We start from the raw sequence: 25,998 nt of genomic DNA on the forward strand, positions 1-25,998 counted from the left end.
GACACCGGAGACACATAATCAATGGCTAACAAAGGCAAAGTGACCCAGGTCATCGGCGCCGTTGTCGACGTTCAGTTCGACGACGAACTGCCCGAAATCCTCAACGCGCTCGAAACCGAAAACAACGGCAAACGCCTGGTTCTGGAAGTCGCCCAGCACCTTGGCGAAAGCACCGTACGCGCCGTCGCCATGGACGCCACCGAAGGTCTGGTACGTGGCGCCGAAGTGACCGACCTCGGCGAGCCGATCTCGGTGCCGGTGGGCCGTGCGACGCTGGGCCGGATCATGAACGTGATCGGCGAGCCGGTTGACGAAAAGGGCCCGGTCCTTTCCGAGACCCGTCGCTCCATCCATCAGGAAGCGCCGGACTTCGCGGATCAGGCAACCGAATCCGAAGTGCTTGTCACCGGCATCAAGGTCGTCGACCTGCTGGCCCCCTACGCCAAGGGCGGCAAGATCGGCCTGTTCGGCGGCGCCGGCGTTGGCAAGACGGTTCTGATCATGGAACTGATCAACAACATCGCCAAGGTGCACTCGGGCGTGTCGGTGTTCGCCGGTGTCGGCGAGCGGACCCGTGAGGGCAACGACCTTTACCACGAGATGATCGAGTCGGGCGTTATCGTCCCCGACAACCTCGAGGAATCGAAGATCGCCCTGGTCTACGGTCAGATGAACGAGCCGCCGGGAGCCCGCATGCGGATCGCCCTGTCGGGTCTGACCCTGGCCGAGCAGTTCCGCGACGAGACCGGTGCCGACGTGCTGTTCTTCGTCGACAACATCTTCCGCTTCACGCAGGCGGGTTCGGAAGTGTCGGCGCTTCTTGGCCGTATTCCCTCGGCCGTGGGCTATCAGCCGACGCTGGCGACCGACATGGGCGCGATGCAGGAACGCATCACTTCGACCAAGGCCGGGTCGATCACCTCGGTGCAGGCCGTCTATGTGCCCGCCGATGACCTTACCGACCCTGCGCCTGCGACCTCGTTTGCCCACCTCGATGCCACGACGGTTCTGTCGCGTGCAATCTCCGAGCTTGGCATCTATCCGGCCGTGGACCCGCTCGACTCGACCTCGCGTCTGATGGACCCGAAGGTTCTGGGCGAAGAGCACTATCAGGTTGCCCGTGACGTGCAGGGGATCCTCCAGCGCTACAAGTCGCTGCAGGATATCATCGCCATCCTCGGCATGGACGAACTGTCGGAAGAGGACAAGCTGGTCGTGGCCCGCGCCCGGAAGATCCAGCGTTTCCTCAGCCAGCCGTTCGACGTGGCCCAGGTGTTCACCGGCTCTCCGGGCGTGCAGGTGCCGCTCGAGAAGACGATCGCGTCCTTCAAGGCTGTGGTTGCCGGCGAATACGACCACCTTCCCGAAGCTGCCTTCTACATGGTCGGCGACATCGAAGAGGCGGTTGCCAAGGCCGAAAAGATGGCGGCAGCCGCCGCATAAGGAGGGCCCATGGCCAACACGATGCAGTTCGATCTGGTCAGCCCGGAAAAGCGGCTCGCGTCGCTGGTGGCCACCCAGGTCCAGATCCCCGGCGCCGAAGGCGACATGACGGTGATGCCCGACCACGCGCCGGTCATCACCACGCTTCGGCCCGGACTGGTGATTGTCTCGGGTGCCGACGGGTCGACGGCCCAGTTCGCGGTGACCGGTGGCTTTGCCGAGATCAACGCCGAGTCGACCTCGGTGCTGGCGGAGCACGCCTTTGTCGGTGAAGTGGCAAGCCGCACGGCACTCTCCGGCTTTGTCGAAGATGCAAGAAAGCGGGCCGCGGACGCCGAGGGCGAACACAAGGACGTCGCCGAGAAATTCGTCGCCGACCTCGTGCACCTGATGGAAGCGATGGAATAGCGCCCGAACCGGCCCCCGGTTCACGCACAGGAAAAGAGCCCCCGGGGTTGCACCCCCGGGGGTTTTCTTTTTGTCTGGTTACTCTGCGCAACAGGATCCGGATCGCATGCCCGCCATCGCCATCGGCGGGTGGGTCCCGGACAGGAGGACTGATGTCATATCCACTCGCGAGGCCGCCCGGTATCGGGGCGGTCATTCTGGCAAGTTTTGCCGCAATCTGGTTGTCTCTCGTGCCGGCTCTGGCGCAGGACGCCACCGGCGTGCCACCGGCCGACTCAACGGCGACCGCTGCCCAAGAGGCGGATGCCGGCCCGGCCTATCCGCCGGAACTCGACAATGCGTCCATGCCGATCGAGGAGTTTCAGCTTCGGCTGCTGCCGCTGACGGCCGATCAGCTTTCGGCGCTGGCCGAACACTGGCAGGCCGTGGCCCGCGATCAGACCCAGGCTGTGGTCGAAGCGACGATTGCGGCCAAAGGGACCGATGGCGTCGCGGCGCAACCCGATGCGGTCGAAAAGGTCGTCGAGCTGACCACCACAAGGGGCACGTCCTTCGCGCGGCTGAAATCGGTGGTCGACAACCTCGAAAAGAAGGGTGGCGACGAAGCGACCATCGCGGCCCTGCGGGCCTATCGCAGTGCGATCCTCGTCGAGGAAAAGCAGCGCGCGGACTGGAAGACGCTGCTGCGTCAGGCACAGAACTGGGCCCTGTCGAAAGAGGGCGGGCAACGCATGGTGGTACGGACGGGCGTGATCGTCGGGTCCTTCATTGCACTGCTGCTGGTGGCGCGGATCGTGCGCGCCTATGCCAGACGGGCGTTCAACCGGGTTCCGAACCTGTCGCGGCTGCTGCAGGCATTCCTTGCGATGGTGGTCTACTGGATCACGATTGCCGTGGGGCTCATGGTCGTGCTCTCGGCACTCGGGATCGACGTCTCGCCAATGTTCGCGATTGTCGGCGGTGCCTCCTTCATTCTGGCCTTTGCCATGCAGGACACGCTCGGCAACCTCGCCGCCGGATTGATGATCATGTTCAATCGGCCGTTTGACGAAGGCGACTATATCACCGCTGCAGGGACGTCGGGGACGGTGAAGTCGGTGTCGGTCTTTTCCACCACGGTGGCGACGCCGGACAATCAGGTGATCGTTGTCCCCAACAGCAAGGTCTGGGGCGACGTCATCATCAACACCAATGCCTCGACCACCCGTCGGGTCGATATGGTCTTTGGCATCGGCTACGACGATTCGATCGAAGAGGCGCAGGCCGTACTCGAAGACCTCGTGAACGCCCATCCCATGGTGTTGAAGGATCCCGCGCCCGTCATCCGGGTGAACGAACTGGCCGACAGCTCGGTCAACTTCGTCGTCCGGCCCTGGGTTCGGCGCGAGGATTACTTCGCGGTTCTATGGGACCTGACCCGCAGCGTGAAGGAAGCCTTCGACGCCCGCGGCATCTCGATCCCGTTCCCGCAAACCGACATGCACATTCGTGTGCGCGAGGGCGAGGCGGTTCCCGGAGCGATGATGCAGGCGCCGACGGCACCGATAGCTGCGAAGGCGGCCGCGGGATATGCCGCTGGCGACGATGGTGCCGAAGAGGATGGCAACCGCGGGGGGTGATCCCGGTCGGGAAAGCGGCCCCAAAAGCAACCGGGCGCCCGAAGGGGCGCCCGTATGTGTTCGGAATGCGCCCCCGTGGCTCAGTAGGTGCCTTCGTAGATCGCCGCCAGATGGGCATGGTCGAACAGCGAGGACACCGAGGTGCCGTTCCAGATGTTCAGGATCGCCTGCGCGAACATCGGTGCCACCGGAACGATGCGGATGTTGTCGGCCTTCAGCACCGCTTCTGTCGGCTCTATCGAGTCGGTGATGACCAGCGATTTCATCGACGACTTGGTGATCCGCTCGACCGCCGGGCCGCTCAGCACGCCATGGGTGATGTAGGAATGCACTTCCTTGGCGCCGGCCTTCAGCAGCACGTCGGCCGCCTTGCAGAGCGTTCCCGCAGTGTCGCAGATGTCGTCGACAATGATGCAGGTCTCGCCCTTCACGTCGCCGATCACCGTCATCTCGGCCACTTCGCCCGCCCGTTCGCGCCGCTTGTCGACGATGGCCAGCGCACAGCCGATCCGCTGGGCAAGCTCGCGCGCCCGCGCGACGCCGCCGACGTCGGGGCTGACCACGGTCACCTTGTCGAGCTTCTTGCGGAACTCGTGCTTGATATCGAGCGCAAAGACCGGGGCGGCATAGAGGTTATCCACCGGGATATCGAAGAAACCCTGGATCTGCGTGGCGTGCAGATCGAGCGTCAGCACCCGGTCGATGCCGCTTGCCGTGATCATGTTGGCGACCAGCTTGGCGGTGATCGGGGTGCGGGCCTTGGTGCGCCGGTCCTGCCGGGCATAGCCGAAATAGGGGATCACGCCGGTGATCCGCTGGGCCGAAGACCGGCGCAGCGCGTCGGCCATGATCAGCAGCTCCATAAGGTTGTCGTTCGCAGGGTTCGAGGTCGGCTGGATGATGAACATGTCCTCGCCCCGGACGTTCTCGTAGACCTCGACGAATATCTCCTGGTCGTTGAAGCGTTCGACGCGTGCTTCGACAAGACTGACGCTGGTTCCGCGGGCCATCGAAACGCGGCGGGAGATGGCATTGGCCAGCGTCTTGTTGGCGTTGCCAGAGATCAGCTTGGGCTGGATCTGGTGTTGCATTTGGTGGAGCTCCGGGTGGCGGATTCTTGACGGGGATATGACATCTTCGGCCTAGCCTACGGGCGGCAGGATGGAAACCGCGAAGGCTGTCTGCGGCAAAGACTTTCGGTCGCGTGAAGTGGAAAACGAGGTTTCTTTCGCCGCGCGGATCAATCCGGGCGTGCGGCCGTGTCGCCGTCAGCGGGATCCTCGCATTCGGGCCAGATGTCCGGACCCCAGAGGGCGAGCAGGTTCACGCCTTGGTAGATCAGGCAATCGGGTGCCGGAACAGCCGGCGCGAAAGTCCTATGCCATTCAGCCGCGGGCATTGCGGCATAAACCTGTTTGGACGATCCGATCGCGCGTCGCAGCCGCTCTGGCGTCGCATCGAGCACCCCGGGCCGGGTCCGCTCGTGCGGCGTGTCGAGCATCGCCAACACCAGTTCGACCTTCAGTCTGGTGGACCACGGTTCCCAGGCCAGAACCTCGCGCGCCCTTACCGGCGAACGAGATACGATGGGGGCGAAGACGACAACCTCATCGCCGGAGCCAGCGTCGGGAGACAGGGACTGGTTGAGCCCGGCCGCCACCTGAAACACTGCGAGGGCCGCGACGGCAATCGCGCCGCGCCACTGCCGCGAAAGGTCGGCCATTCCAAGCGCCGCGAGAGCAAGGGCGGGTTGCCAGGCCGGCAGGAAATAACGCTCGATCAACACGCTGGTCGAGATGCTCGACACCACCAGCAGCCCTGCATATCCCGCGGCCAGGCCAACGAGGGGACGGCAGAGGTGGCGCAGACCGGGCCTGCGGGCGCCATGGACGATGAAGAAGACCAGCAGGACGGACAGCACGACCTCGATGCCCGAACTCCACAGATCGGGAAGTCGCCTGTGATAGGGCAGGCTCTGAAGCGCGCTGCCCTGCAGCAACGACAGCCACAGTTCCTTGAGGCTTTCCAGACCGAAGGGACGCAAACGATCGGCCCAGTAGTCGCCAATGTTGCCGACGACGTTTCGGCGGCTGACCAGCATGTAGCTCAGAAACGCGATCAGACCCGGAGCGATCAGCGCCCGTTGCCAGACCTGACGGAAGGCGCGGTTCCGGCGAAGCGCGGGGAGTGCATAGGGCGTCAGGGCGACGGCAACAAAGGCAAAGACACCCGCCGTCATTGTGGCCGCCGCGCCGCCAAAGCCGAACGCAAACAACACCCTGTCGCGTCGCAGGTCAGCATGGCGGGCGGGCCGTTCGGCCGTGGCAAAGAGGCCGAAGGCGCCAGCGAGGCCGATCGAGAGAAACAGCATCATCAAGCCGTAGGGACGGGCGTTCTGTCCGCCCCACTGGATCATGACCGGCGAAAAGGCATAGAGAAGGCCGAAGAACAGGGCAGACCGCAGACCCGCGTGAACGGCCAGCGCCGCGGCCAGGATGGCGCAGCCGAGCGCATCGAGCACGGCGGTTGCTAGCCGAAGCTCCAGCAGATCATGCACGTCGAACCGCAGGGCTTTCAGGAACGCGAAATAGGTCGGTGTGTGGCCATGGTCGACCCGCTCCTTCACAAGTCCCGCCCAGTCGCGCGAGATTGCAAACTGGGTATAGGCCTCGTCCAGCCAGACGACGCGACTGTCCAACCCGATCAGACGGGCGGCCAGCGCTGCGGCAAAGGCGAGCAGACCGACAAGCAGCACCTGGCGCATCTGCAGTTTCAGTTCAGCTTCCATCGCAATCGGCAGTCCGTTTCTTGCGCGATCTTCGACGCCACTGGCCCCATGCCGACCAGCCTCACCCAACTTGGTGATACCCGTTCGACCCGGATGCGCAACCCTGACGGCCGATCGACGGCCCACACGCCCGGCGCAAGGACCCGCGACATCGCCGAGCCTCCGCGCGGCAGAAAGCCCTTGTCTCGCCGTCCCGTGCGGGTACCGTCGCGCCAAGCCAAGGAGCCGCCGCATGCCGCATATCGATTATTTCTTCGCCATCATTTCGCCCTTCACCTATCTTGCCGGCACGAGGCTCGAAGAGATCGCGGGCCGCCACGGCGCGACCGTCGCCTACAAGCCCTTCGATCTGATCGGTCTTTCTGCTCTCACCGGTGGCGTGCCGCTGAAGGATCGGCCGCCGGCAAGACAGGAGTATCGCCTGCAGGAACTGCGTCGCGGTGGGCTGAAGGCCGGGATGCCGATCAATCTGCGCCCGGCGCATTTCCCCACCAACATGGCGCCGGCCTCCTATGCGATCATCGCCGCGCAAAAGGCGGGTGGTGGCGATCTGGCGGCGTTGACCCACGGCTTGCTGCGGGCCTGCTGGGCCGAGGAGAAGGACATCGCCGAGGATGCGGTGATCCGCGATTGCCTTGGCGCGGCGGGGTTCGATCCGGGTCTTGCCGACAGCGGGTTGCTGCTGGGGGCAGAGGTCTATGCCTCGAACCTCGAAGAGGCGGTGCGCCGCGGCGTCTTCGGTTCGCCGTTCTATATCACCGACGGAGACGAACGGTTCTGGGGTCACGACCGGCTCGACGATCTGGACGCGCATCTTTCGGGCAAGCTTTAGGCCGGATCAGCCGGCCGCAAGCAGAGCAAGGAATCGGTCGATTTCCGAGTCGGTGGTGTCAAACCCACAGACCAGCCGCGCGGTCAGGGGTTCGTCCTCGGGGCCATCGTCCAGTTCGCCTTCCCACAAGTGATAGTCTGCGCCCGCGGCCAGAAGCTGGCGGTGCAGACCCCGCGGCCAGGCCGCGAAGACGATATTGGCGTCGGCCGGATAGAGCAGCCGGACGTCCGGATGCCGTGACAGCCCCCGGGCGAGCGCAGCACAGGCGGCATTCGCGTCCGCCGCCATCTGCAGCCAGAGCCCGTCTTCCAGATAGGCGACCATCTGGGCGGCGAGGAAGCGGTGCTTCGAGAACAGATGCGCGCCGCGCTTGCGCCGCAGCTCGAACTCCCACGACCGCGCCGGGTCGAACTGAACCGCCGCCTCGACCCCCAGCAACCCGTTCTTGGTGCCGCCAAAGCTGAGCGCGTCGATGCCGGCGCGCCATGTCATGTCTGCCGGCGTGCCGCCCCCTGCCGCCAGTGCATTGGCAAAACGCGAGCCGTCCATGTGGACGGGCAGGTCGAAGCCGTGGGCAAGTTGCGTGATCGCGGCCAGTTCGGCATGCGTATAGATCGTGCCCTTTTCGGTCGCCTGCGTGACGGTGACAGGCCCGCGCTGCGGCCCGTGGACGCCGCGGTTTTCCTCGCCCTCGATCCGGGCACGCAGGCGGTCGGGCCGGATCTTGCCGCCGTCGTGGGGCACCAGTGTCAGCTTGGCGCCGCCGGTGTAAAACTCGGGCGCCGCGCATTCGTCCTGATGAACATGGGCGACGTCGCTGCAAAACACCGTCTGCCAGGGTTGGCACAGCGAGGCGAGCAGCAGCGCATTCGCCGCGGTGCCGGTGGCGACCAGATGCACGGCAGCGTCTGGGGCATCGAATGCCTCGCGGATTAGGGCCGTGGCGCGCGCGGTCAGCGGATCTTCGCCATAGGAGGGGACGTGCCCCTCGTTGGCGTCAGCGAGCGCGGCAAGAACCTTGGGGTGGGCGGGACCGGTGTTGTCAGAGGCAAAGAACATACACCGGCTCTAGCCGCGACGCGGGGGATTGTGAAGGGATCGTACACGCCAAGGTTCGAACCCGCGTCGCTGCAGCCCGGTCGGGGAGGGCGGCGGCACGAAAGACCGAATGCTGGCCCAATGTGCGGTGGGGCCGAGCCGCTTCAGTTCTGTCCCAAGGGCAGCCGCCAGGACTAGCCGTCGATCTGGGATCCCATCGAGGCCAGCGACTGCTGATAGACGGTTGCCGCGTTCCATTCCTTCAGCACTTCGTAGTTGTGCGTGCCGGGCTGGTAGCTCGCGCCCGGGGTCCAGCCCTTTTGGCGCAGGTAATTGGCGGTCGAGGCGAGCGCGTCGGCCTGGTTGTTGAAGTCGACCCGGCCGTCGCCGTTGCCGTCGCGGCCATAGCGCAGTGCGTTGCCGGGCAGGAACTGGGTATGGCCAAGTTCGCCGTGCTTGGCGCCGATCGCGCCCGGGGACATCATGCCGCGGTCGATCATCACCAGCGCGCCGATCAGGTGGGGGCGGAAGAAATCCGGCCGCCGGCAGTCGTAGGCCAGAGTCGCGGTGGCGTTCAGCACGTTCGAGTCGCCCATGTAGTTGCCGAACCCGGTCTCCATTCCGTGGATTGCCAGAACCACGCCCGAGGACACGCCATAGGTGTTTTCAAGCGAGTTGTAGAAGGCGGGATCCTTGGCCTTGCGCTTTCTGGCCTGGGACACGATCACGTCGCAGCCGCGCTTCTGGCAGAACTGGTTGTAGCTGAGCTTGAAGCTTTTCTGACCGCGATCGGCGTTGATGGTGGATTGCGAATAGCTGGTGCCGGCCAGCGCCTGCAACCCGCGCTGGCCGACGCCGGCCTGCGCGGCGGTGGTGGCGAACTGCTGCTTCCACGCGTCGAAGCCGGCGGCCGAGTTGCCGCAATCTGCCGCAAGGCTCGGGCTGGCGAGCCCGATGGCGCAACCGATGGTCATGGCGAACAGACGGCGAAACATTTCTATATCCTCCGGAAAAATCACCGGAAACATACTTCACTCCACCGGAGCCAGAAAGGGACGATTGAATCGTTTCGAAATGAAACGATGCCACAGGCGGCGTCAAAGGCGGGTGGAAGGGGGTGTTGGGGTCCCGAAAAAGAAGAGGCCGAGAACAAGTCTCGGCCCAAGTCCAACAGGGAGGTATGAACAATTGCAACATGCAGTTGCCCATGCGTCAAATCTAGGCAACCGGGCCGGTCAACTCAACTGTTTTGTGCTGCAGATGCAAATGGGCGCCAGCGCTGTGTCAGATTGGCAACGGCGGATTGGCGCGCGGGATCAAACGTCGGGAACCTCGGGCTTGCGGCGCGATTCCATGATTTCTTCGACCACGAAGTCCCGAAAGGCGCCGATCCGGCGGGATTGACGCAGTTCTTCGGGGTAGGCGAGGAAGACCGGGACCTCGGCGCTTTCCACCTCGGGCAGGACACGCACAAGTTGTGGCGCAGTCTCGATCACATAGTTCGGCAGCACGCCGATCCCGAGATGGTTGATGACGCATTGCAGCACCCCGAAGTAGTTATTGACGTTCAGGGTCGAGGTGATGTCGTGGGCCAGCAGCCATTGCACCATGGCAGCCCCGGCCGCGACCTGAGTCGACGAGGTGCCCTGGCAGATCAGCCGATGGCTGCGCATGTCGTCGGCGGCCGTGGGCGTGCCGAACTTGTCGAGATAGACGGGCGACGCGTAGAGCCGCATCCGCACCGTCATCAGGCGCTTGCGAATCAGGTCGGCCTGAGAGGGTTCCTTCATCCGGATCGCAACGTCGGCCTCGCGCATCGGCAGATCGAGGACGCGCTCTTCGAGCATCAGGTCGATGTTGAGGTCGGGATAGCGTTCGTAAAGCTTGGCAAGCCGGGGCGCGAGCCAGAGCGAGCCGAAGCCGTGGGCGGTCGTCACCCGCAGATCGCCGAAGACCTCTTCCTCGCTGTCGCGGATCCGTGCCGAGGCCGCTTCGAGCCGTTTGCTCATGCTGCGGGTCGCATCGAACAGAAGCTCGCCCTGTTCGGTCAGAATCAGGCCGCGGGCGTGGCGGTGAAACAGCGTGGTGTTGAGGCTTTCCTCGAGCGCGCGGATCTGGCGCGAGACCGCAGACTGGGACAGATGCAGGGAGTCGCCGGCATGGGTCAGGCTGCCCGCCGACGCCACCGCGTGGAATATTCTCAGTTTGTCCCAGTCCATCCGGTATTCCCAGTTCAAAGCGCTTTAGCCAGTCGCGGGGAGGTACATGCCACGGCCTGAAGCGGGTTCCTATCGGTATCGTCCGAAAAATCGGAATTGTGGCGCGATGACGCCGGGTTTTGTCGCTTAGAGGTCCGAAACGGGAACGCTGGAGCGCCACGCCAGGCGCTGGCATCCGGATCCCGATCTCTTCCTACGTGATTTCACTGTCACTTGATCTTCATATATGATGGAAAAACTCGCAGAGTCGCGCTGTTTCACGTTCGGGCAGGGAGATATTTTCGATGCGTGACCGTCACGCCGGCCGTCATGTCGCCCGCGACATTACCTACGCGACCAGCGTGCGGTCGCGGGGCGGCCGGGCCATCGTGCGCGTGCTCGAGAATGCGACCGGGCGGATCTCGCTGATCCGGCGCGCCGAGGGTTACGAGAGCGAGGTCGCCGCGGGCAAGGATTTCTGGGGCGTGATGGTGGCGCGCTATGGGCTCAGCCTCGACGTCGTCGGTGGCAGTATCGACAACATCCCGACCGAAGGGCCGTTGGTGATGATTGCCAACCACCCCTATGGCATCCTCGACGGGTTGATGATGGGCCATGTGCTGAGTGCCGTGCGCGGCGATTTCCGCATTCTCGCCAACAGCGTGTTCCGCCGGGCCGAGGACCTGAACCGGGTCATCCTGCCGATTTCCTTCGACGAATCGAAGGAGGCGATGCGCGAGAATCTGGCCACCCGCAAGGAGGCGCTGCGCTATCTGTCTGCTGGCGGCGCGATAGGGGTCTTTCCCGGCGGCACCGTTTCGACCTCGGCGCGTCCGCTGTCGCCGCCGATGGACCCGGGCTGGCGGAGTTTTACCGCCAAGATGGTCGCGAAGTCGGTCGCCACGGTCGTTCCGATGTTCTTTGTCGGCCACAACAGCCGGTTGTTCCAGTTCGCCAGCCATCTGCATTCGACCCTGCGGCTGGCGCTGTTGATCAACGAATTCCGGCAGCGGGTGGACGAACCGGTGCGCGTGGTGATCGGCGAGCCGATTGACCGCGACAAGCTGGCCGCGCGCGCGGGCGATGCCCGGGCGATGATGGACTTCCTGCGGGCCGAGACATATGCGCTGTCCCCAAGACCTCTGAAGTCGCTCGATTACGGCTTCGAGTTCGAGGACAGGAAACGGGACGCAAAGGGGCACCGGATTTACTGATGTCGGTGGGAATCTTCGATAGCGGGCTGGGCGGCCTGACGGTGCTGGACGCCGTAACCAAACGCCTGCCCGAGGTGCCGTTCGTCTATTTCGGCGACAATGCCCATACGCCCTATGGGGTGCGGACCTCGGACGACATCTTCGGTCTGACCACGCGGTCGGTCGAGCGGATGTGGGAGGAAGGCTGCGATCTGGTGATCCTCGCCTGCAACACGGCAAGTGCCGCGGCGCTGCGTCGGATGCAGGAAAGCTGGGTGCCCCACGACAAGCGGGTGCTCGGGGTCTTCGTGCCGCTGATCGAGGCGCTGACCGAGCGGCAGTGGGGCGACAACTCCCCGCCGCGCGAGGTTGCGGTCAAGCATGTGGCGCTGTTTGCCACGCCGACAACCGTGGCGAGCCGCGCGTTCCAGCGCGAGTTGGCGTTTCGCGCCATCGGTGTCGATGTCGAGGCGCAGGCCTGCGGCGGCGTTGTCGATGCGATCGAGGAAGGCGACATGATCCTCGCCGAGGCGCTGGTGCGGTCGCATGTCGAGGCGCTGAAGCGCAAGATGCCCTCGCCCGAGGCGGCGATCCTTGGCTGCACCCATTATCCGCTGATGGAAGAGGTGTTTCAGGAAGCACTGGGGCCAGAGGTCGCGGTCTATTCCCAAGCCCGGCTGGTGGCCGACAGCCTGTCGGATTATCTGACACGCCACCCCGCCATGATCGGGACGGGCACCCGGCCCGCGTTCCTGACCACAGGCAATCCGCGCAAGGTCTCGGACCGGGCGACCCAGTTCCTGCGCCGACGGATCGAGTTTACCGCGGCCTGAGGGGCTTTCAGGGCGACCGTCCGTGAAGTCGCGGCACACCACCATCCGTTGACCCTGTCGGCGGTTGGCATTAGCCCATGCTAAACCTCGTCAACGGACTGATCCATGACCCATTCGATCGCAATTCTCGGTGCCTCGGGCTATACCGGGGCCGAACTGATCCGCCTGATCGCCACCCACCCGGGCATCGAGGTGCGGGCGCTGTCTGCGGACCGAAAGGCGGGAATGGCGATGGCCGAGGTGTTCCCGCATCTGCGGCATCTCGATCTTCCGGAACTGGTGCGGATCGAGGACATCAATTTCGACGGCATCGATCTGTGTTTCTGCGCCTTGCCCCATGCCACCAGCCAGGCGGTGATCTCCGAGTTGCCCGAGGATCTGAAGATCGTCGATCTGAGCGCCGATTTCCGGCTGCGCGACCCCAAGGTCTATGAAATCTGGTACGGCAAGCCGCATGCGGCGCCCGAGCTGCAAAAGCAGGCGGTCTATGGGCTGACCGAGTTCTACCGCGACGAAATCCGCGGCGCCCGGCTGGTCGCCGGAACCGGGTGCAACGCGGCCACAGGTCAGTTTTCGCTGATCCCGCTGATCCGGGCGGGCGTGATCGGGCTCGACGATATCATCATCGACATGAAATGCGGGGTATCGGGGGCGGGCCGGTCGTTGAAGGAAAACCTGCTGCATGCCGAGTTGTCGGAGGGCTGGTACGCCTATGGCACCGGCGGCAGCCACCGGCACCTCGGCGAGTTCGACCAGGAGTTCTCGAAGGCGGCCGGGCGCGACGTTCGGGTGCAGTTCACGCCGCATCTGGTGCCCGGAAACCGCGGCATCTTTTCGTCGAGCTACCTCAGCGGCGATGCACGCGAGATCCACGATGTGCTGGTCGCGGCCTATGCCGACGAGCCCTTCATCGAAGTGCTGCCGGTTGGTGCCGTGCCGCAGACCAAGCATGTGCGCGGATCGAACTTCGTTCATGTCGGCGTGGTGGAAGAACGCGCCTCGCGTCGGGCGACCGTTTATGCCGTTCTCGATAATTTGACCAAGGGGTCTTCGGGTCAGGCGCTGCAGAATGCCAATCTGATGCTAGGAGAACCCGAGACGACGGGTCTGATGCTGGCGCCGCTGTATCCGTGATGTTACATTTGGCTTTGTGAATGTTTCTCGGAGCGGTGGCGAGGGGGGAAAGACGACGATGGCCGGAATGAAGGGACTTAAGAAGCGGCGGCGGGTACAGATCATCGTGCTGGCCTTCGTGGCGCTGGCGGGCAGCACGGCCCTGATCGGTTATGCAATGCGCGACGGGATCAACTATTTCCGCGCGCCCTCGGCCGTGGTTCAGGATCCGCCCTCACCGAACGAGACGTTCCGGATCGGCGGGTTGGTCGAGGACGGCAGTATCGTGCGCGGTCAGGGCAAGTCTGTGACATTCGTTGTCACCGACGGCGGCGCCTCGGTTCCCGTCAGCTATACCGGCGTGCTGCCTGACCTGTTCGGCGAAGGCCAGGGCATGGTCGGGACCGGCCATCTGGTCGACGGGACGTTCATCGCGACCCAGATTCTCGCCAAGCACGACGAGACCTATATGCCCAAGGAAGTCATGGATGCGCTGAAGGAACAGGGTGTCTATCGCGATCCGGCCGAGACGGGCGGCTCCTGACTCGGACCTCTGTTCTTTGGCGCACCGATCCTGCGCCCTGATGCGAGTTTTGTGCAAGTGTGCCCAGGTCTATCTTGGGATCATGTCAACACAGGAGCGCGACAATGAGCTGGAACCCCGCCCTTGATCCCGAAATCCCGGTCGGCGACGCTGTCGATGCGATCGAGACCCTGATTGTTCCCCGGGCCCGCGACCTTGGCGGGTTCGAGGTACGGCGTGCGCTGCCGGCACCGAAACGCCAGATGGTCGGCCCCTTCATCTTCTTTGACCAGATGGGTCCGGCAGAGTTTCTGACCGGGCAGGGGCTCGACGTGCGGCCGCACCCGCATGTGGGCCTCGCGACCGTGAGCTATCTTTACAGCGGACGGATGCATCACCGCGACAGCCTGGGGGTCGATCAGTGGATCGAGCCCGGCGCCGTCAACCTGATGACCGCCGGCCATGGCGTGACCCATTCCGAACGCACCGACGGCGAGATGCGCACCCGGCCCTCGGGCCTGTTCGGGATCCAGACGTGGCTCGCGCTGCCCGAGGAAGCCGAGGACAAGCCCGCGGATTTCGTCCATGTCGGCAAGGCCGAATTGCCGCTGCTGGAAGGCGAGGGCAAGGAGGTGCGGCTGATTCTGGGCGATGCCTGGGGCGAGCGGGCGCCGGTCCCGACCAGTTCCGAGATGTTCTATGCCGATGCGGTGCTGCAGCCCGGTGCGTCGATCCCGCTGCCCGACAATCACGAGGATCGCGGCGTCTATGTGGTGTCGGGCGAGGTCGCGGTCGCGGGCGAGACCCATGCCGCCGGCCGGATGATGGTGTTCCGCCCAGGCGACCGTGTGTCGCTGAAGGCGGGGCCACAGGGCGCGCGGCTGATGCTGCTTGGCGGCGCGACGATGGGTGGGCCGCGCTATATCTGGTGGAATTTTGTCGCCTCTTCGAAGGAACGTATCGAGGCCGCCAAGGAAGCCTGGCGGGCTGGCGACTGGGAGCATGGGCGCTTTCAGCTTCCGCCGGGCGACAACGCGGAGTTCATTCCGCTTCCCGACCGCTGAGACCACTGGCCGGGACCATCCCGGCCAGGCGGCATCTGAGAGCCATCCATTCTGACAGGGATAGGGCGCGCCGGGGATGGTGCGCTCGCTGCTGTCCTTGCTGCCAGGGCTGTCGTTCGGCTGTTCAATCGGGCTGCGCAGGCACGTTCGCCAAGCGCTGCCCGCTGCCCGGGGCGCGCGCCCTGCTTTACCTTCCTTAAACCATTTCGCGGAGCCTTCCGGACGGGATTTTGACCGGAGGATTGGCTCCATGAAGGACATTCAAACGATCGCGCGCGAGATCATTGCGCGCGAGGGCGGCTATGTGAACGACCCCGACGACCCCGGGGGGGCGACCAAATACGGGGTGACGCTGGAGACGCTGCGGCGTCTCGGCGTGGATCTGGACGGCGACGGAAAGATCACCGCCGAGGATGTGAAGCGGCTGGACCGCGGGCGGGCCGAAAAGATCTTTGTCGACCATTATTTCCGGGCGCCGCGGATCGACGCCCTGCCAGAGCCGCTGCAACCGAGCGTTTTTGACATGTATGTCAACGCCGGCACCAATGCGGTGAAGGTGCTGCAGCGGTTGCTGGGCCAGATGGGCGAGGCGGTTGCGGTCGACGGGGTGATCGGGCCGCAGACGGTGGCCGCCGTTGCCCGTGTCGCGGGCCGCGCGCCGGATCTTCTGGCCGATGCCTACGGGATCGAGCGCCGAAATTACTACTACGCGCTGGCCGACCGGCGCCCGGCCAGCCGCAAGTACGCCCGTCGCCGCGATGGCGGCAAGGGCGGCTGGATCGTTCGGGCGGAGGAGTTCATTTCGCCGCGGTTTCACCTGACGGAGGCCCAGCATCGGGCCCGGGTGGCGGCATGGGCGTGATCGGTCAGATCGTCTCGACCCTGTTCGGCCCGGGGCGAAATGCTGTGGTCGAAGCGGTGGAGGTGTTTCGCGAGAACACCGAAAAGGGCGCCGAGCGCGACCATGCAAGGGCGGCGGCGGCGCTGACCCAGTTCTCGGCCGAATTCGCCGGATCGCGTCCATCGGCCTTTGACCGCCTCATTGACGGGCTGAACCGGATCCCGCGGCCGGCAATGGCGCTTGGCACACTGGCGCTGTTTGTCGCGGCGATGGTCGATCCGATCTGGTTCGCCTCGCGGATGCAGGGCATCGCGCTGGTGCCCGAACCGATGTGGTGGCTGCTGGGGGCGATCGTCGGGTTCTATTTCGGCGCGCGCCACCAGGCCAAGGGGCAGGAGTTCCAGCGCTCGATTGCGACAACGCTTGCCCGCGCCGGCGAGGTGACCGAGGGGATCGCCGCGCTGCAGGCGCTGGAAAGCGGATCGGGCGGGCGGCCCGATGCCGCAGCGGTCGCCGAGGCCGATGGGACCAGCCGCTCTGCCCGGCCCGAGGCCCCCGGGATCGGTGACAATCCGGCGCTGGTCGAATGGAGGCAGGCGCGTGCCTGAGAATTTCTGGCTCACCCTCGTCTCGGAGCACGGGCCCTGGGTGGTCCTGACCTTCTATCTGCTGTTCCGGGACCATCAGAAGGACGAGGCGACCCGGATCATCCTGAACCGCAATACCGAGATCATCGTCGAGATCACCACGATGATCCGCGAACGCCTGCCGCGCGACCGCGCCTGGGGCGGGGGAGAGAGACGATTTTGAGACAGGCATTGACCATCCATGTCGTGGTTCTGGCCGCGATGCACAGCGCCTTTCTGGTTCAGGGATATGACGGGGCTGCCGGGATCCTCTATGGCGCGCTGACCATCATGGGCGTGATGATTGCGGCGACCTTTCTTTGGCTCTGGGCCATGAAGATGTCACCCTTGGCGCTGGGGCTGGCGTTCGCCTGGGCGGGGGCGGCGATGGTGGCGGGCTGGTGGTGGCTGTTCAGCCTGCTCGACGCCCCCGAACGGATGCTGCGCAGCGAGGCGCTGCTGGTGCTGGCGGCCCTGTTGATGACGGGAGCCGTGTTGCACATGCAGGTGCTCGGCGGGACCTTCGGCTTTCGCGGCCGCGCTTATCTGGCGCCGGTGGTGGCCGCGGTGATCGTCTCGGCGCTTGTGCTGGCGCTGGTCGGGTGAGGCGGGGGATGGGACTTTCGTGTGCGGCCGCTCTGGTCCGGTGGCTGCTGGCGCAGGCACCGGCGCTGCGCCGGGGCTGGCGTGGTCTGCTGCTCGGGCGTGAATTCGCCCGCAGCCTCGAACGCCATCGCGAGGCGGCAGATTGCCTCGACCGGACGCTGAAGGAGATGCTGGGGCGCTGAGCCGCCGCCCCGGCGCGCCGGGGCGGCGCCACGGGCTCGCAGCTTCGTGAGCCCGCGACCTTTCGGCCCCGTTGCCCGCGAACGGGGGCTGCAGTAGTGTCCGGGCATGATCGCAGAACTCGGCCATTTCGCCCTTATCCTCGCCGGGCTTGTCGCCCTCGTGCAGATGATCGTGCCGTTGATCGGTGCGCACCGGCTATGGCCGGGGTGGATGGCCGTGGCGGTGCCGGCGGCGATCCTGCAGTTTGCCCTCGTCGCAACGGCCTTCGGGGCGCTGACCTATTCCTTCGTGACCTCGGACTTTTCGCTGCGGCTCGTGGTGCTGAATTCGCACACGGCAAAGCCCATGCTTTACAAGGTGGCAGGGGTCTGGGGAAACCACGAAGGCTCGATGTTGCTGTGGGTACTGATCCTGTCGATGTTCGGCGCGGCGGCGGCGGCCTTCGGGCGGAACCTGCGGCCCTCGTTCAAGGCGCGGGTGCTGGCGGTGCAGGCCTCGATCGGGGTCGCGTTCTATGGCTTCATCCTGTTCACCTCGAACCCGTTCTGGCGACTGGCGACGCCGCCGATGAACGGCGAGGATCTGAACCCGCTGCTGCAGGACCCCGGGCTCGCCTTTCACCCTCCCTTCCTCTACCTCGGCTATGTCGGGCTTTCGATGGCCTTCTCCTTTGCCATGGCGGCGCTGATCGAGGGCCGCGTCGACGCCGCCTGGGGCCGTTGGGTGCGACCCTGGACGCTGGCTGCCTGGGTCTTCCTGACCATCGGTATCGCGCTTGGCTCCTGGTGGGCCTATTACGAGCTGGGCTGGGGCGGCTTCTGGTTCTGGGATCCGGTCGAGAATGCCTCGTTCATGCCCTGGCTGCTGGCAACCGCGCTGGTCCATTCGGCGGTCGTGGTGGAAAAGCGCGAGGCGCTGAAAAGCTGGACCATCCTTCTGGCAATCATGGGCTTCGGGTTTTCCTGGATCGGCACGTTCCTGGTGCGCTCGGGTGTCATCACCTCGGTGCATGCCTTTGCCAACGATCCCGAGCGCGGGATCTATATCCTCGCGATGCTGGCGGTCTTCATGGGCGGCGCACTGACGCTGTTTGCGGCGCGTTCGGGCGCGATGCAGGCTAAGGGCATTTTCGGGATTGTCAGCCGCGAAAGCGCGCTCGTCGTCAACAACATCCTGCTGGCCGTCTCGGCCTTTGTCGTCTTCTTCGGCACGGTCTGGCCGCTGGCCGCCGAGATCTTCTTTGGCCGCAAGCTGAGCGTTGGTGCGCCTTATTTCGACGCGGCCTTTACCCCCTTCATGGTGGCGCTGGCGGCAATCCTGCCGATCGGGGCCATGCTGCCCTGGAAACGGGGCAGTATCGCGCGCACCATGCAGCCGCTTTGGGGCGTGCTGGCGCTGAGCATGTCGGGCGGCGCGCTGGTCTGGGTGTTGCAGACCGGCGGCTCGATGCTGGCGCCTATGGGCTTTATCCTCGCGACCTGGGTGATTGGCGGTTCGCTGGTCGACCTCTGGTCGCGCACCGGTCGCAGCGGCGGGGCGGCCAGCCGGATCAGACGGCTGCGCAACCTGCCGGGCGCCGACTGGGGCAAGGCGATTGCGCATTCGGGTCTGGCGGTCGCCGTGATCGGGATCGCGGCAATGACATCCTGGCAGACCGAGGACATTCGTGTCGTTCAGGTGGGTGAGCGGTTTTCTCATGCCGGTTACGAGATCGAGCTGCAGGATGTGAATCAGGTGCAGGGGCCGAACTATTCCTCGACCATGGCCACCATGGCGGTCTATCGCGACGGTCGCGAGATCGCCTTGATGCACCCCGAGAAGCGGGTCTATCCGGTGGCACAGATGCCGACGACCGAGGCGGCAATCGACAACGGCATCTTCCGCGACATCTATCTGGTGATCGGCGATCCGCAGGATGGCGGCGGCTGGGCTGTCAGGACCTATATCAAGCCGCTGGCGAACTGGATCTGGTCGGGATGTATCATCATGGCGATTGGCGGTCTGTTCTCGTTGTCTGACCGGCGCTATCGCGTCGCGGCAGGCGCACGGCGGCAACGCACGGCGCCCTCGGCCGGGGTGCCCGCAGAATGAAACGCGCACTGGTCATTTTGATGCTGCTGGCGTCGGTTCTGGCCGCGCCGGTGCTGGCTGTCACGCCCTCCGAGATGCTGAGCGATCCGGCGCTGGAGGCGCGGGCGCGCGACATCTCGAAGGGGCTGCGCTGTCTGGTCTGCCGCAACGAGAACATCGACGAAAGCAATGCCGATCTGGCGGCCGACCTGCGGGTGCTGGTGCGCGAACGCCTTGTCGCCGGCGACAGCGATGAGGCGGTGGTCGGCTATATCGTCGGGCGCTATGGCGAATACGTGCTGCTGAAGCCGACGGCGACCGGGGCAAACCTGGCACTGTGGCTGGCGGGGCCTGCGATGCTGATCCTCGGCGGGCTGATCGGATGGCGGTTCGTGCGGTCGCGCCGCAACGCATCGGCCGAGTCGGAACGTGCGCTGAGCCCTGAGGAAGAGGTTCAGTTGAAGGAAATCCTCGACCGGTAGCCCTCAGGCTGACTGGGCGGTCCTCTCGGGTCGCAGGGCAGATCGGGTCGGGGAGAATGCGCCCGCCAATGACGTTCCGTCGCGATTGCGCCGACTTCCCTCTGGCGGGGCGCAGACTATGCTGGCGGCGCGTCAACGGGGGGATCTGCAGGATGCACTACGAGACCATCGGCTACGAGGTGCGGGAGGGCGTGGCGATTGTCACCCTGAATCGTCCGGCGGTGAAGAACGCGCTCAACACCCAGATGCGGGCCGAGATCACCCATGCGGTGCAGCGCGCCGGGACCGAGGCGCGCGTCGCGGTGTTGACCGGGGCGGGCAATGCGTTCTGCTCGGGGCAGGATCTGGGCGACCGCGCGAATGTCGCGAACATCGACCTCGAACGCACGCTGCGCGACGAATACCTGCCGATGATCCGGATGATCGTCGACAGTCCGGTGCCGACCATCGCCGCCGTCAATGGCGCCGCGGCCGGTGCGGGTGCGAACCTCGCGCTGGCCTGCGACGTGGTGATCGCGACCGAAAGTGCCGTGTTCCTGCAGGCCTTTGCACGCATCGGGCTGATCCCCGACGCCGGGGGCAGCCATTTCCTGCCGCGCCAGATCGGGCTTGCCCGGGCGATGGGGGCGGCATTGTTCGCCGAACCGGTTCCGGCGCGCAAGGCCGAGGCCTGGGGGATGATCTGGGAGGCGGTGGCAGACGCCGATTTCGCCGCGCAGTGGTGGCACCGGGCGCTGCATCTGGCAAAGGGGCCGACGCGCGCCTATGCGGCCGCGCGCGAGGCGCTGCGGGCGAGCTCGCAAACCGATCTGCAGACCCAGATGGAGCTTGAGGCGCAGCTGCAGGGGCGCTGTGGCCTGACGCGGGACTTCAAGGAAGGAGTGGTCGCCTTTCTGGAAAAGCGGCCGGCACATTTCGAAGGGCGCTGAATCACGCGCGTATTTTCGAAGTCGGGCCGGGGCCCGGCACAGGATGGCGCAGGCTAGGGCAGGGCATCTCCCGCCCCCTTCGACAGGGCTTGCGCCCTTGCTGCGGCGTTGGGCAGGGCGGGCACCCCTTGCGGGGCGCCCGCGCGCGATGGCTCAGAGCACGTTCTCCAGACGGAAATGCGGCGCGCCATCCGAGGTTTGCTGTGGCGAGACGCCGGTCGTGTCGATCGTCGCGTTGACCCGCCGCCGCAGCGACGAGAAGCTTTCGAACTTGACCACATCGACCGGCTCGTCGAACTGCACGGTGATGCGATAGTGGCTGCCGCCGTTCATCTGCGCGATCCCGAGGACCTCGCCGGTGAAGGGCTGGCCGAGGTAGCGCCCGGCGATCCGGTCGCCGGTCTGCACCGGCGGCAGCGGCCGGTTGGGCCGGGCGGTCGGTTCGGGCAGGGCAGGCCGGTCGGCTGCGGCGCGCAGCGTGTTCCAATCGCGATAGCCGAGTTGCCGCGCCAGAACCTCGAGGCTGCGGCTGTGGCTCATGGCTGAACCCGCCTCGGTCAGCGTTTCGCGCAGGCGGCGCGCCTGCGCCTTCAGCGTCTCGACCGAGGGCAGTGCGGGGGTATCGTTCGGTGTCATCCTGTCAGTCCAATGTCGACAAGGGCGTTCGGCGGGGGCTCGCGTTGCCATCCTGCCGGGGTCGACCTGGGGCTGGATGATCGTTCTACCTCGGGACTTCACCTTGCGCCTGTGGCGTGCGAGCGGCCGGCGTCCCTGACCGTGGCCAAAGATCGGGGATCGGCACGGGGATTTCAAGGGGCGGCTGGATCGGGGCGTTGCACCGTGGCGGCGCAACGACTGCACGTCGCGCCGTCAGCTCAGTTCCGCAGCACGAAGCAGCCGACGCCCGACTTGCGCAGTTTCCAGCAGATCCCGTCGGCCGCCTTCCGGGTCCCGGCACCGATCTGGGCGATGTACTGCCGGCTGGAGCGGGCGGGCAAGGTCATGCGGACATAGCTGACCTTCTGGCCGCGCAGCACCGGGTGGGCACGACTGAGTGCGGCATATTTCTGCTCGACGCCGGCCCGGCTGGGATTGGCGGCCACGATCACACCCCAGGCGCCCAGCCGGACCGGGCTGTGGTATTCGCGAATGCTGCGGGTGCCGGCGAGGGTCACGCAGGCGTCCTGAAACGGGCGCGCCTTGTCGAGCCTCAGATCGATGCCCTTGGGCGGCTCGTCGCGCCAGGCCTCGCCCGAGAACCCAGTGATCGAGCGCACGTAGTCGCGGGTTTCGGGCGGCAGGCTGCGGCGGCTCCGGACAAAATCGTCGACCCGCGCCTCGCCCGCGTTATAGGCCGCCGCCGCAAGCCCGAGGTTGCCATAGAAATCGCGCAATTCGGCAAGGTAGTGGGCCGAGGCGCGCAGGGCCTTGGCCGGGTTGAACGGATCGTCCAGCCCGCGCAGCTGCGCCGTATAGGGCATGAACTGGGCGATGCCCTGGGCGCCGACCGGGCTGATCGCGGCGGGGTCATAGAGGCTTTCTTTCCACAGCAGCCGGGCGAAGAAATGCACGTCGAGCCCGGCCTCGGTCGCGGTCTCCTCGATGGTGCGGCAGACGTCGGGGATATAATTGGCCTGCGAGATGCAGTGGCTGCCGTCGGCCGTGCACCGAACCCCTGTGCGGCTGGCCAGCGACGGCCGCGGCCGGGGATGCGGGGTCGCTTCGGTCGCGGTTGCGACAACGATCTCGATATCGGGATCGATGCGGAATTCCGCTGTCTCCGAATCTGCGGGAGCTTCTGGCGTCGTATCGGCCGTGGCTTCGGGGGCGGCATCCGCGGCGCCCGGCGTGGCGCTGTCCTGCAGCGGCGTCTCCGTGGTCTGTCCCGGCAGATCGGCTGTCGCGGCGGCGGGCGATGGTGGGGCGGAGCCGAGCGCTTTAGCGGGCAGCGAGTCCGGTCGGGCAGGGGCTGCGGCGGTCGGATCGGAACTGACAGCATATCGGGGTGCCGCCGCCGGCAGCGCTGCGGACGGATCCTCGGCAGCCGGGGCCGCGCCGGCCACAAGGCAGAACACGGCCGCTGCGGCCATGCGCCCCAATCCGGTCCGGAACTGTGCCAGCGGCATCGTGTCGTCGCCTCTTGCCCTCGTCGCTTCGTTCGTACCCGGGCGCGTGCCGCGCGACAAGCGCCGCCTTCGGGTCCGGCTGCCCCGCACCGGAATGGCGGTGCAAAGCCACGAAAAAACGGCGCCCATCGGGCGCCGCCTGGCAGATCGTTGCGCGCGCGGGGCCTTGCCCCGCACGACATGCGCCTCAGCGCTTTTCGATATCGACGTAGTCGCGGAAGGGCTCGCCGATATAAAGCTGACGCGGGCGGCCGATCTTGTGCTCTGGATCTGCCAGCTGTTCCTTCCACTGCGAGATCCAGCCCACGGTCCGCGCCAGCGCGAAGATCGGGGTGAACATCGAGGTCGGGAAGCCAAGCGCATCGAGGATGATGCCGGAGTAGAAATCGACGTTGGGATAGAGCTTCTTCTCGGCGAAGTAGGGATCTTCCAGCGCCAGCTTTTCCAGTTCCTTGGCGGTCTGCAGCACCGGGTTGTCGTGCACGCCGAGCAGGTCCAGCACTTCGTCGGCGGATTGCTTCATCACCTTCGCGCGCGGATCGAAGTTCTTGTAGACCCGATGGCCAAAGCCCATCAGGCGGAACGGATCGTTCTTGTCCTTCGCCCGGGCGATGAACTCGGGGATCCGGTCGGGGGTGCCGATCTCGCGCAGCATCTCGAGGCAGGCCTGGTTGGCGCCGCCGTGGGCCGGGCCCCAGAGGCAGGCGATGCCGGCCGCGATGCAGGCAAAGGGGTTCGCGCCCGAGGACGAGGCCAGACGCACCGTCGATGTCGAGGCGTTCTGTTCGTGATCGGCGTGCAGCGTGAAGATCCGGTCCATCGCGCGCGCGATGATCGGGTCGACCTCGTAGGGTTCGGCCGGCACCGAGAAGCACATGTGGATGAAGTTCGCCGCGAAGGACAGGTCGTTGCGCGGATAGACGAAGGGCTGGCCGATCGAATACTTGTAGGCCCAGGCCGCGATCGTCGGCATCTTGGCGATCAGCCGGTGCGAGGCAATCTCGCGGTGGCGCACGTCCGTGATGTCGGTCGAGTCGTGATAGAACGCCGACATGGCACCGACGACGCCGACCATGGTCGCCATCGGGTGAGAGTCACGCCGGAACCCGCGGAAGAAATACTGCATTTGCTCGTGCAGCATGGTGTGGCGGGTGATCGTGCTTTCGAACCATTCGAGCTGATCGGCGGTCGGCAGTTCGCCGTAGAGCAGCAGGTAGCAGACCTCGAGGAAATGCGACTTCTCGGCCAGCTGGTCGATCGGATAGCCGCGGTGCAGCAACTCGCCCTTGTCGCCGTCGATGAACGTGATCGTCGACTGGCAGGAGGCGGTCGAGGTGTATCCGGGGTCGTAGGTAAAGACGTTGGCCTGGCCATAGAGCTTGCGGATATCGACCACGTCGGGTCCGGCCGTGGGAGAAAGAATCGGCAAATCGATCGTCTTGTCGTCAAGCGTGATCGTCGCTTTCTTGGGCGAATCTGACATGGGCATCCCTTTCTGACTTATTCCCTGAGGTCCGGCAGGGCCGAACCGGAAAACAGCTGTAACTTGCGGGCCGGCGGGGTCAGTCCCCGTTTCGCCCCGCGGCGTCCCTTACTCGGTCGATGGTCTCCTCGCGACCGATCACGAGCATCATGTCGAAAATGCTCGGCGTAACACTACGCCCGGCAAGCGCCGCGCGCAGCGGCGGTGCGATCTTGCCAAGCTTGATATTCTCCCCTTCGGCGAAGTTGGAGATTGCCATCTCCAGCCCTTCGCGCGTCCAGCTAGCACTTCGCAGGTGCGGCGTCAATTCTGTCAGTATACCACGGGATACTGGATCGAGGGCCTTGGCTGCCTTCTCGTCCGGCTCGAATGGGCGCTGTCCCAAGGCAAAGTGTGCATTTTCAAGAAGTTCTCCGAATGTCTTCGCGCGTTCCTTCAGGCAGTACATGGCCGACGACAGAAGGTCGGCCTGAGTATCTGTCAGGGGTGCGGCATCTGTGGCCGAAAGATACGCCACAATCTCGCCCATCAGATCTGCATCCTCCGCCGCGGCGATGTGCTGACCACACAGATTCTCCAGCTTCTTGAAATCGAAACGTGCCGCCGATTTGTTAATTCCGTCAAGATCGAACCATTCAAGTGCCTGCGCGTCGCTGAAAAATTCGGCATCGCCGTGGCTCCAGCCAAGCCGCGCCAGATAGTTGCGCATGGCGGCGGCGGGATAGCCCATCTTCTGGTACTCATCGACCCCGGTCGCGCCGTGGCGTTTCGACAACTTCTTGCCATCAGGGCCAAGGATCAGCGGGATATGGGCATAGACCGGCAGCGGCCAGTCCATCGCCTTGTAGATCAGCGACTGGCGGGCGGCATTTGCCAGATGGTCGTCGCCGCGGATCACGTGGGTCACCCCCATGTCGACGTCGTCGACCACAACCGCCAGCATGTAGGTCGGCGTGCCGTCCGAGCGCAGCAGGATCATGTCGTCAAGATCGGCATTCTTCCAGCGCACGCTGCCCTGCACCGCGTCGTCGATCACGGTCTCGCCCTCGCGCGGGGCACGGATGCGGATCACATAGGGCAGATCGGGGTGGCTGGCGGGATCGGCGTCGCGCCAGGGGCTTTGGAAGTTGGTGTTGCGGCCTTCGGCGCGGGCCGCTTCGCGAAAAGCCGTGATTTCCTCGGGCGTTGAAAAGCACTTGTAGGCCGCGCCGCGGGCCAGAAGCGCGTGGGCAACCTCGGCGTGGCGGGCGGCGCGTTCGAACTGGCTGACCGCGTCGCCGTCCCAGTCGAGCCCAAGCCAGCGCATGCCCTTCAGGATCGCCTCCGTCGCCTCGGGGGTCGACCGTTCGCGGTCGGTATCCTCGATCCTGAGCAGGAACTTGCCGCCACGGCCGCGGGCATAGAGCCAGTTGAACAAGGCCGTGCGGGCGGTGCCGATGTGCATGAAGCCGGTTGGCGAGGGGGCGATACGGGTGACGACGGGGGTCGCGTCGGGCATGGATCCTTGGGCCTTTCGAAGTCTTGCGGCAGTGACTGGAGGGGGCAGAGAGCGGCTCTGCCGGCCCCGGTCAGCCGGCCTGTCTGCGCCGGTATAGAGAAG

General features: G+C 65.4%; 26 protein-coding genes. 17 read left to right on the plus strand and 9 right to left on the minus strand.

The genetic code is table 11. The annotated features are described in order from the left end of the window. The first annotated feature begins 21 nt into the window (after positions 1–21). The 3 genes from atpD to DQG17_RS04075 all read left to right on the plus strand — a co-directional run bounded on the left by atpD (position 22) and on the right by DQG17_RS04075 (position 3,470). Positions 22–1,443, plus strand: coding sequence for a F0F1 ATP synthase subunit beta (gene atpD, locus DQG17_RS04065; RefSeq protein WP_116131479.1), 1,422 nt, complete (start codon positions 22–24; stop codon positions 1,441–1,443). 9 nt (positions 1,444–1,452) lie between these two features. Further along, a complete protein-coding gene (locus DQG17_RS04070) occupies positions 1,453–1,851 on the plus strand; it encodes a F0F1 ATP synthase subunit epsilon (RefSeq protein ID WP_116131480.1) in 399 nt (132 codons plus the stop codon). Positions 1,852–2,003: 152 nt separating this feature from the next. Beyond that, positions 2,004–3,470, plus strand: coding sequence for a mechanosensitive ion channel family protein (locus DQG17_RS04075; RefSeq protein ID WP_116131481.1), 1,467 nt, complete (start codon positions 2,004–2,006; stop codon positions 3,468–3,470). 80 nt (positions 3,471–3,550) lie between these two features. Here the strand turns inward: DQG17_RS04075 and DQG17_RS04080 are convergent, their stop codons facing one another. Both DQG17_RS04080 and DQG17_RS04085 read right to left on the minus strand, forming a co-directional pair. Beyond that, positions 3,551–4,561 carry a ribose-phosphate pyrophosphokinase gene (locus DQG17_RS04080; protein ID WP_116131482.1) on the minus strand — a complete coding sequence of 337 codons (1,011 nt, stop codon included), beginning with the start codon at positions 4,559–4,561 and terminating at the stop codon, positions 3,551–3,553. A 149-nt stretch (positions 4,562–4,710) separates the two neighbouring features. Then, entirely contained in the window at positions 4,711–6,258 is a 1,548-nt protein-coding gene (locus DQG17_RS04085; protein ID WP_116131483.1) for a hypothetical protein, read from the minus strand. 232 nt (positions 6,259–6,490) lie between these two features. Between DQG17_RS04085 and DQG17_RS04090 the strand changes: the two genes are divergently transcribed. After that, entirely contained in the window at positions 6,491–7,090 is a 600-nt protein-coding gene (locus DQG17_RS04090) for a 2-hydroxychromene-2-carboxylate isomerase (RefSeq protein WP_116131484.1), read from the plus strand. 6 nt (positions 7,091–7,096) lie between these two features. Here DQG17_RS04090 and DQG17_RS04095 read toward each other — a convergent pair whose 3' ends face one another. The 3 genes from DQG17_RS04095 to DQG17_RS04105 all read right to left on the minus strand — a co-directional run bounded on the left by DQG17_RS04095 (position 7,097) and on the right by DQG17_RS04105 (position 10,347). Continuing rightward, the gene (locus tag DQG17_RS04095) at positions 7,097–8,149 is read right to left on the minus strand and encodes a low specificity L-threonine aldolase (RefSeq protein ID WP_116131485.1); all 1,053 of its coding nucleotides are present in this window, start codon (positions 8,147–8,149) and stop codon (positions 7,097–7,099) included. Between the two features lie 173 nt (positions 8,150–8,322). Beyond that, entirely contained in the window at positions 8,323–9,123 is an 801-nt protein-coding gene (locus DQG17_RS04100) for a lytic transglycosylase domain-containing protein (RefSeq protein WP_116132576.1), read from the minus strand. Positions 9,124–9,444: 321 nt separating this feature from the next. After that, positions 9,445–10,347, minus strand: coding sequence for a LysR family transcriptional regulator (locus DQG17_RS04105; RefSeq protein ID WP_116131486.1), 903 nt, complete (start codon positions 10,345–10,347; stop codon positions 9,445–9,447). 284 nt (positions 10,348–10,631) lie between these two features. On the opposite strand from DQG17_RS04105, the gene DQG17_RS04110 reads away from it, so the two are divergent. The 13 genes from DQG17_RS04110 to DQG17_RS04165 all read left to right on the plus strand — a co-directional run bounded on the left by DQG17_RS04110 (position 10,632) and on the right by DQG17_RS04165 (position 20,789). Continuing rightward, entirely contained in the window at positions 10,632–11,540 is a 909-nt protein-coding gene (locus DQG17_RS04110; protein ID WP_116131487.1) for a lysophospholipid acyltransferase family protein, read from the plus strand. Continuing rightward, complete coding sequence (locus tag DQG17_RS04115; RefSeq protein WP_116131488.1) at positions 11,540–12,352, plus strand: glutamate racemase; 813 nt, start codon at positions 11,540–11,542, stop codon at positions 12,350–12,352. Before DQG17_RS04110 ends, DQG17_RS04115 begins: the two co-directional genes overlap by 1 nt. A gap of 105 nt (positions 12,353–12,457) precedes the next feature. Continuing rightward, positions 12,458–13,486, plus strand: a complete 1,029-nt coding sequence (gene argC, locus DQG17_RS04120) for an N-acetyl-gamma-glutamyl-phosphate reductase (RefSeq protein ID WP_116131489.1) — start codon at positions 12,458–12,460, stop codon at positions 13,484–13,486. 67 nt (positions 13,487–13,553) lie between these two features. Further along, positions 13,554–14,009: a cytochrome c maturation protein CcmE gene (ccmE, locus tag DQG17_RS04125; protein WP_116132577.1), complete on the plus strand. Its 456-nt coding sequence runs from the start codon at positions 13,554–13,556 to the stop codon at positions 14,007–14,009. A gap of 104 nt (positions 14,010–14,113) precedes the next feature. After that, positions 14,114–15,052 carry a pirin family protein gene (locus DQG17_RS04130; protein ID WP_116131490.1) on the plus strand — a complete coding sequence of 313 codons (939 nt, stop codon included), beginning with the start codon at positions 14,114–14,116 and terminating at the stop codon, positions 15,050–15,052. 250 nt (positions 15,053–15,302) lie between these two features. After that, positions 15,303–15,914, plus strand: a complete 612-nt coding sequence (locus DQG17_RS04135) for a holin-associated N-acetylmuramidase (RefSeq protein ID WP_116131491.1) — start codon at positions 15,303–15,305, stop codon at positions 15,912–15,914. Beyond that, positions 15,905–16,501 (plus strand): holin family protein, encoded by a 597-nt coding sequence (locus DQG17_RS04140; protein ID WP_116131492.1) that lies wholly within the window; start codon positions 15,905–15,907, stop codon positions 16,499–16,501. Before DQG17_RS04135 ends, DQG17_RS04140 begins: the two co-directional genes overlap by 10 nt. Then, positions 16,494–16,703: a hypothetical protein gene (locus tag DQG17_RS04145; RefSeq protein ID WP_116131493.1), complete on the plus strand. Its 210-nt coding sequence runs from the start codon at positions 16,494–16,496 to the stop codon at positions 16,701–16,703. The genes DQG17_RS04140 and DQG17_RS04145 overlap by 8 nt, the downstream gene beginning before the upstream one ends. Further along, positions 16,700–17,125 (plus strand): hypothetical protein, encoded by a 426-nt coding sequence (locus tag DQG17_RS04150; RefSeq protein ID WP_157973518.1) that lies wholly within the window; start codon positions 16,700–16,702, stop codon positions 17,123–17,125. The genes DQG17_RS04145 and DQG17_RS04150 overlap by 4 nt, the downstream gene beginning before the upstream one ends. Positions 17,126–17,133: 8 nt before the next feature. Beyond that, positions 17,134–17,307, plus strand: a complete 174-nt coding sequence (locus tag DQG17_RS21615) for a hypothetical protein (RefSeq protein WP_157973519.1) — start codon at positions 17,134–17,136, stop codon at positions 17,305–17,307. Positions 17,308–17,413: 106 nt separating this feature from the next. Beyond that, positions 17,414–19,399, plus strand: coding sequence for a heme lyase CcmF/NrfE family subunit (locus tag DQG17_RS04155; protein ID WP_116131495.1), 1,986 nt, complete (start codon positions 17,414–17,416; stop codon positions 19,397–19,399). Beyond that, a complete protein-coding gene (locus tag DQG17_RS04160; protein WP_116131496.1) occupies positions 19,396–19,860 on the plus strand; it encodes a cytochrome c-type biogenesis protein in 465 nt (154 codons plus the stop codon). Before DQG17_RS04155 ends, DQG17_RS04160 begins: the two co-directional genes overlap by 4 nt. Positions 19,861–20,012: 152 nt before the next feature. Then, positions 20,013–20,789: an enoyl-CoA hydratase-related protein gene (locus DQG17_RS04165; RefSeq protein WP_116131497.1), complete on the plus strand. Its 777-nt coding sequence runs from the start codon at positions 20,013–20,015 to the stop codon at positions 20,787–20,789. 153 nt (positions 20,790–20,942) lie between these two features. On the opposite strand, the gene DQG17_RS04170 is transcribed toward DQG17_RS04165, so the two are convergent. From DQG17_RS04170 to gltX, 4 genes are all read right to left on the minus strand, one after another. Next, entirely contained in the window at positions 20,943–21,425 is a 483-nt protein-coding gene (locus tag DQG17_RS04170) for a glyoxalase superfamily protein (RefSeq protein ID WP_116131498.1), read from the minus strand. 239 nt (positions 21,426–21,664) lie between these two features. Continuing rightward, positions 21,665–22,879 carry a transglycosylase SLT domain-containing protein gene (locus tag DQG17_RS04175; RefSeq protein WP_157973520.1) on the minus strand — a complete coding sequence of 405 codons (1,215 nt, stop codon included), beginning with the start codon at positions 22,877–22,879 and terminating at the stop codon, positions 21,665–21,667. Between the two features lie 223 nt (positions 22,880–23,102). Further along, complete coding sequence (locus tag DQG17_RS04180) at positions 23,103–24,398, minus strand: citrate synthase (RefSeq protein ID WP_116131500.1); 1,296 nt, start codon at positions 24,396–24,398, stop codon at positions 23,103–23,105. A 79-nt stretch (positions 24,399–24,477) separates the two neighbouring features. Further along, entirely contained in the window at positions 24,478–25,896 is a 1,419-nt protein-coding gene (gene gltX / locus DQG17_RS04185) for a glutamate--tRNA ligase (protein WP_116131501.1), read from the minus strand. Positions 25,897–25,998 lie beyond the last annotated feature (102 nt).

The organism is Tropicimonas sp. IMCC34043, assembly GCF_003390845.1.
Lineage (GTDB): Bacteria > Pseudomonadota > Alphaproteobacteria > Rhodobacterales > Rhodobacteraceae > Tropicimonas.

What these genes read in the sequence shown, in the direction of transcription:
- atpD (WP_116131479.1), top strand. Translation starts at nt 22, where the DNA reads ATGGCTAACAAAGGCAAAGTGACCCAGGTCATCGGCGCCGTTGTCGAC.
- DQG17_RS04070 (WP_116131480.1), top strand. Translation starts at nt 1,453, where the DNA reads ATGGCCAACACGATGCAGTTCGATCTGGTCAGCCCGGAAAAGCGGCTC.
- DQG17_RS04075 (WP_116131481.1), top strand. Translation starts at nt 2,004, where the DNA reads ATGTCATATCCACTCGCGAGGCCGCCCGGTATCGGGGCGGTCATTCTG.
- DQG17_RS04080 (WP_116131482.1), bottom strand. Translation starts at nt 4,561, where the DNA reads ATGCAACACCAGATCCAGCCCAAGCTGATCTCTGGCAACGCCAACAAG.
- DQG17_RS04085 (WP_116131483.1), bottom strand. Translation starts at nt 6,258, where the DNA reads ATGGAAGCTGAACTGAAACTGCAGATGCGCCAGGTGCTGCTTGTCGGT.
- DQG17_RS04090 (WP_116131484.1), top strand. Translation starts at nt 6,491, where the DNA reads ATGCCGCATATCGATTATTTCTTCGCCATCATTTCGCCCTTCACCTAT.
- DQG17_RS04095 (WP_116131485.1), bottom strand. Translation starts at nt 8,149, where the DNA reads ATGTTCTTTGCCTCTGACAACACCGGTCCCGCCCACCCCAAGGTTCTT.
- DQG17_RS04100 (WP_116132576.1), bottom strand. Translation starts at nt 9,123, where the DNA reads ATGTTTCGCCGTCTGTTCGCCATGACCATCGGTTGCGCCATCGGGCTC.
- DQG17_RS04105 (WP_116131486.1), bottom strand. Translation starts at nt 10,347, where the DNA reads ATGGACTGGGACAAACTGAGAATATTCCACGCGGTGGCGTCGGCGGGC.
- DQG17_RS04110 (WP_116131487.1), top strand. Translation starts at nt 10,632, where the DNA reads ATGCGTGACCGTCACGCCGGCCGTCATGTCGCCCGCGACATTACCTAC.
- DQG17_RS04115 (WP_116131488.1), top strand. Translation starts at nt 11,540, where the DNA reads ATGTCGGTGGGAATCTTCGATAGCGGGCTGGGCGGCCTGACGGTGCTG.
- argC (WP_116131489.1), top strand. Translation starts at nt 12,458, where the DNA reads ATGACCCATTCGATCGCAATTCTCGGTGCCTCGGGCTATACCGGGGCC.
- ccmE (WP_116132577.1), top strand. Translation starts at nt 13,554, where the DNA reads ATGAAGGGACTTAAGAAGCGGCGGCGGGTACAGATCATCGTGCTGGCC.
- DQG17_RS04130 (WP_116131490.1), top strand. Translation starts at nt 14,114, where the DNA reads ATGAGCTGGAACCCCGCCCTTGATCCCGAAATCCCGGTCGGCGACGCT.
- DQG17_RS04135 (WP_116131491.1), top strand. Translation starts at nt 15,303, where the DNA reads ATGAAGGACATTCAAACGATCGCGCGCGAGATCATTGCGCGCGAGGGC.
- DQG17_RS04140 (WP_116131492.1), top strand. Translation starts at nt 15,905, where the DNA reads ATGGGCGTGATCGGTCAGATCGTCTCGACCCTGTTCGGCCCGGGGCGA.
- DQG17_RS21615 (WP_157973519.1), top strand. Translation starts at nt 17,134, where the DNA reads ATGGGACTTTCGTGTGCGGCCGCTCTGGTCCGGTGGCTGCTGGCGCAG.
- DQG17_RS04155 (WP_116131495.1), top strand. Translation starts at nt 17,414, where the DNA reads ATGATCGCAGAACTCGGCCATTTCGCCCTTATCCTCGCCGGGCTTGTC.
- DQG17_RS04160 (WP_116131496.1), top strand. Translation starts at nt 19,396, where the DNA reads ATGAAACGCGCACTGGTCATTTTGATGCTGCTGGCGTCGGTTCTGGCC.
- DQG17_RS04165 (WP_116131497.1), top strand. Translation starts at nt 20,013, where the DNA reads ATGCACTACGAGACCATCGGCTACGAGGTGCGGGAGGGCGTGGCGATT.
- DQG17_RS04170 (WP_116131498.1), bottom strand. Translation starts at nt 21,425, where the DNA reads ATGACACCGAACGATACCCCCGCACTGCCCTCGGTCGAGACGCTGAAG.
- DQG17_RS04175 (WP_157973520.1), bottom strand. Translation starts at nt 22,879, where the DNA reads ATGGCCGCAGCGGCCGTGTTCTGCCTTGTGGCCGGCGCGGCCCCGGCT.
- DQG17_RS04180 (WP_116131500.1), bottom strand. Translation starts at nt 24,398, where the DNA reads ATGTCAGATTCGCCCAAGAAAGCGACGATCACGCTTGACGACAAGACG.
- gltX (WP_116131501.1), bottom strand. Translation starts at nt 25,896, where the DNA reads ATGCCCGACGCGACCCCCGTCGTCACCCGTATCGCCCCCTCGCCAACC.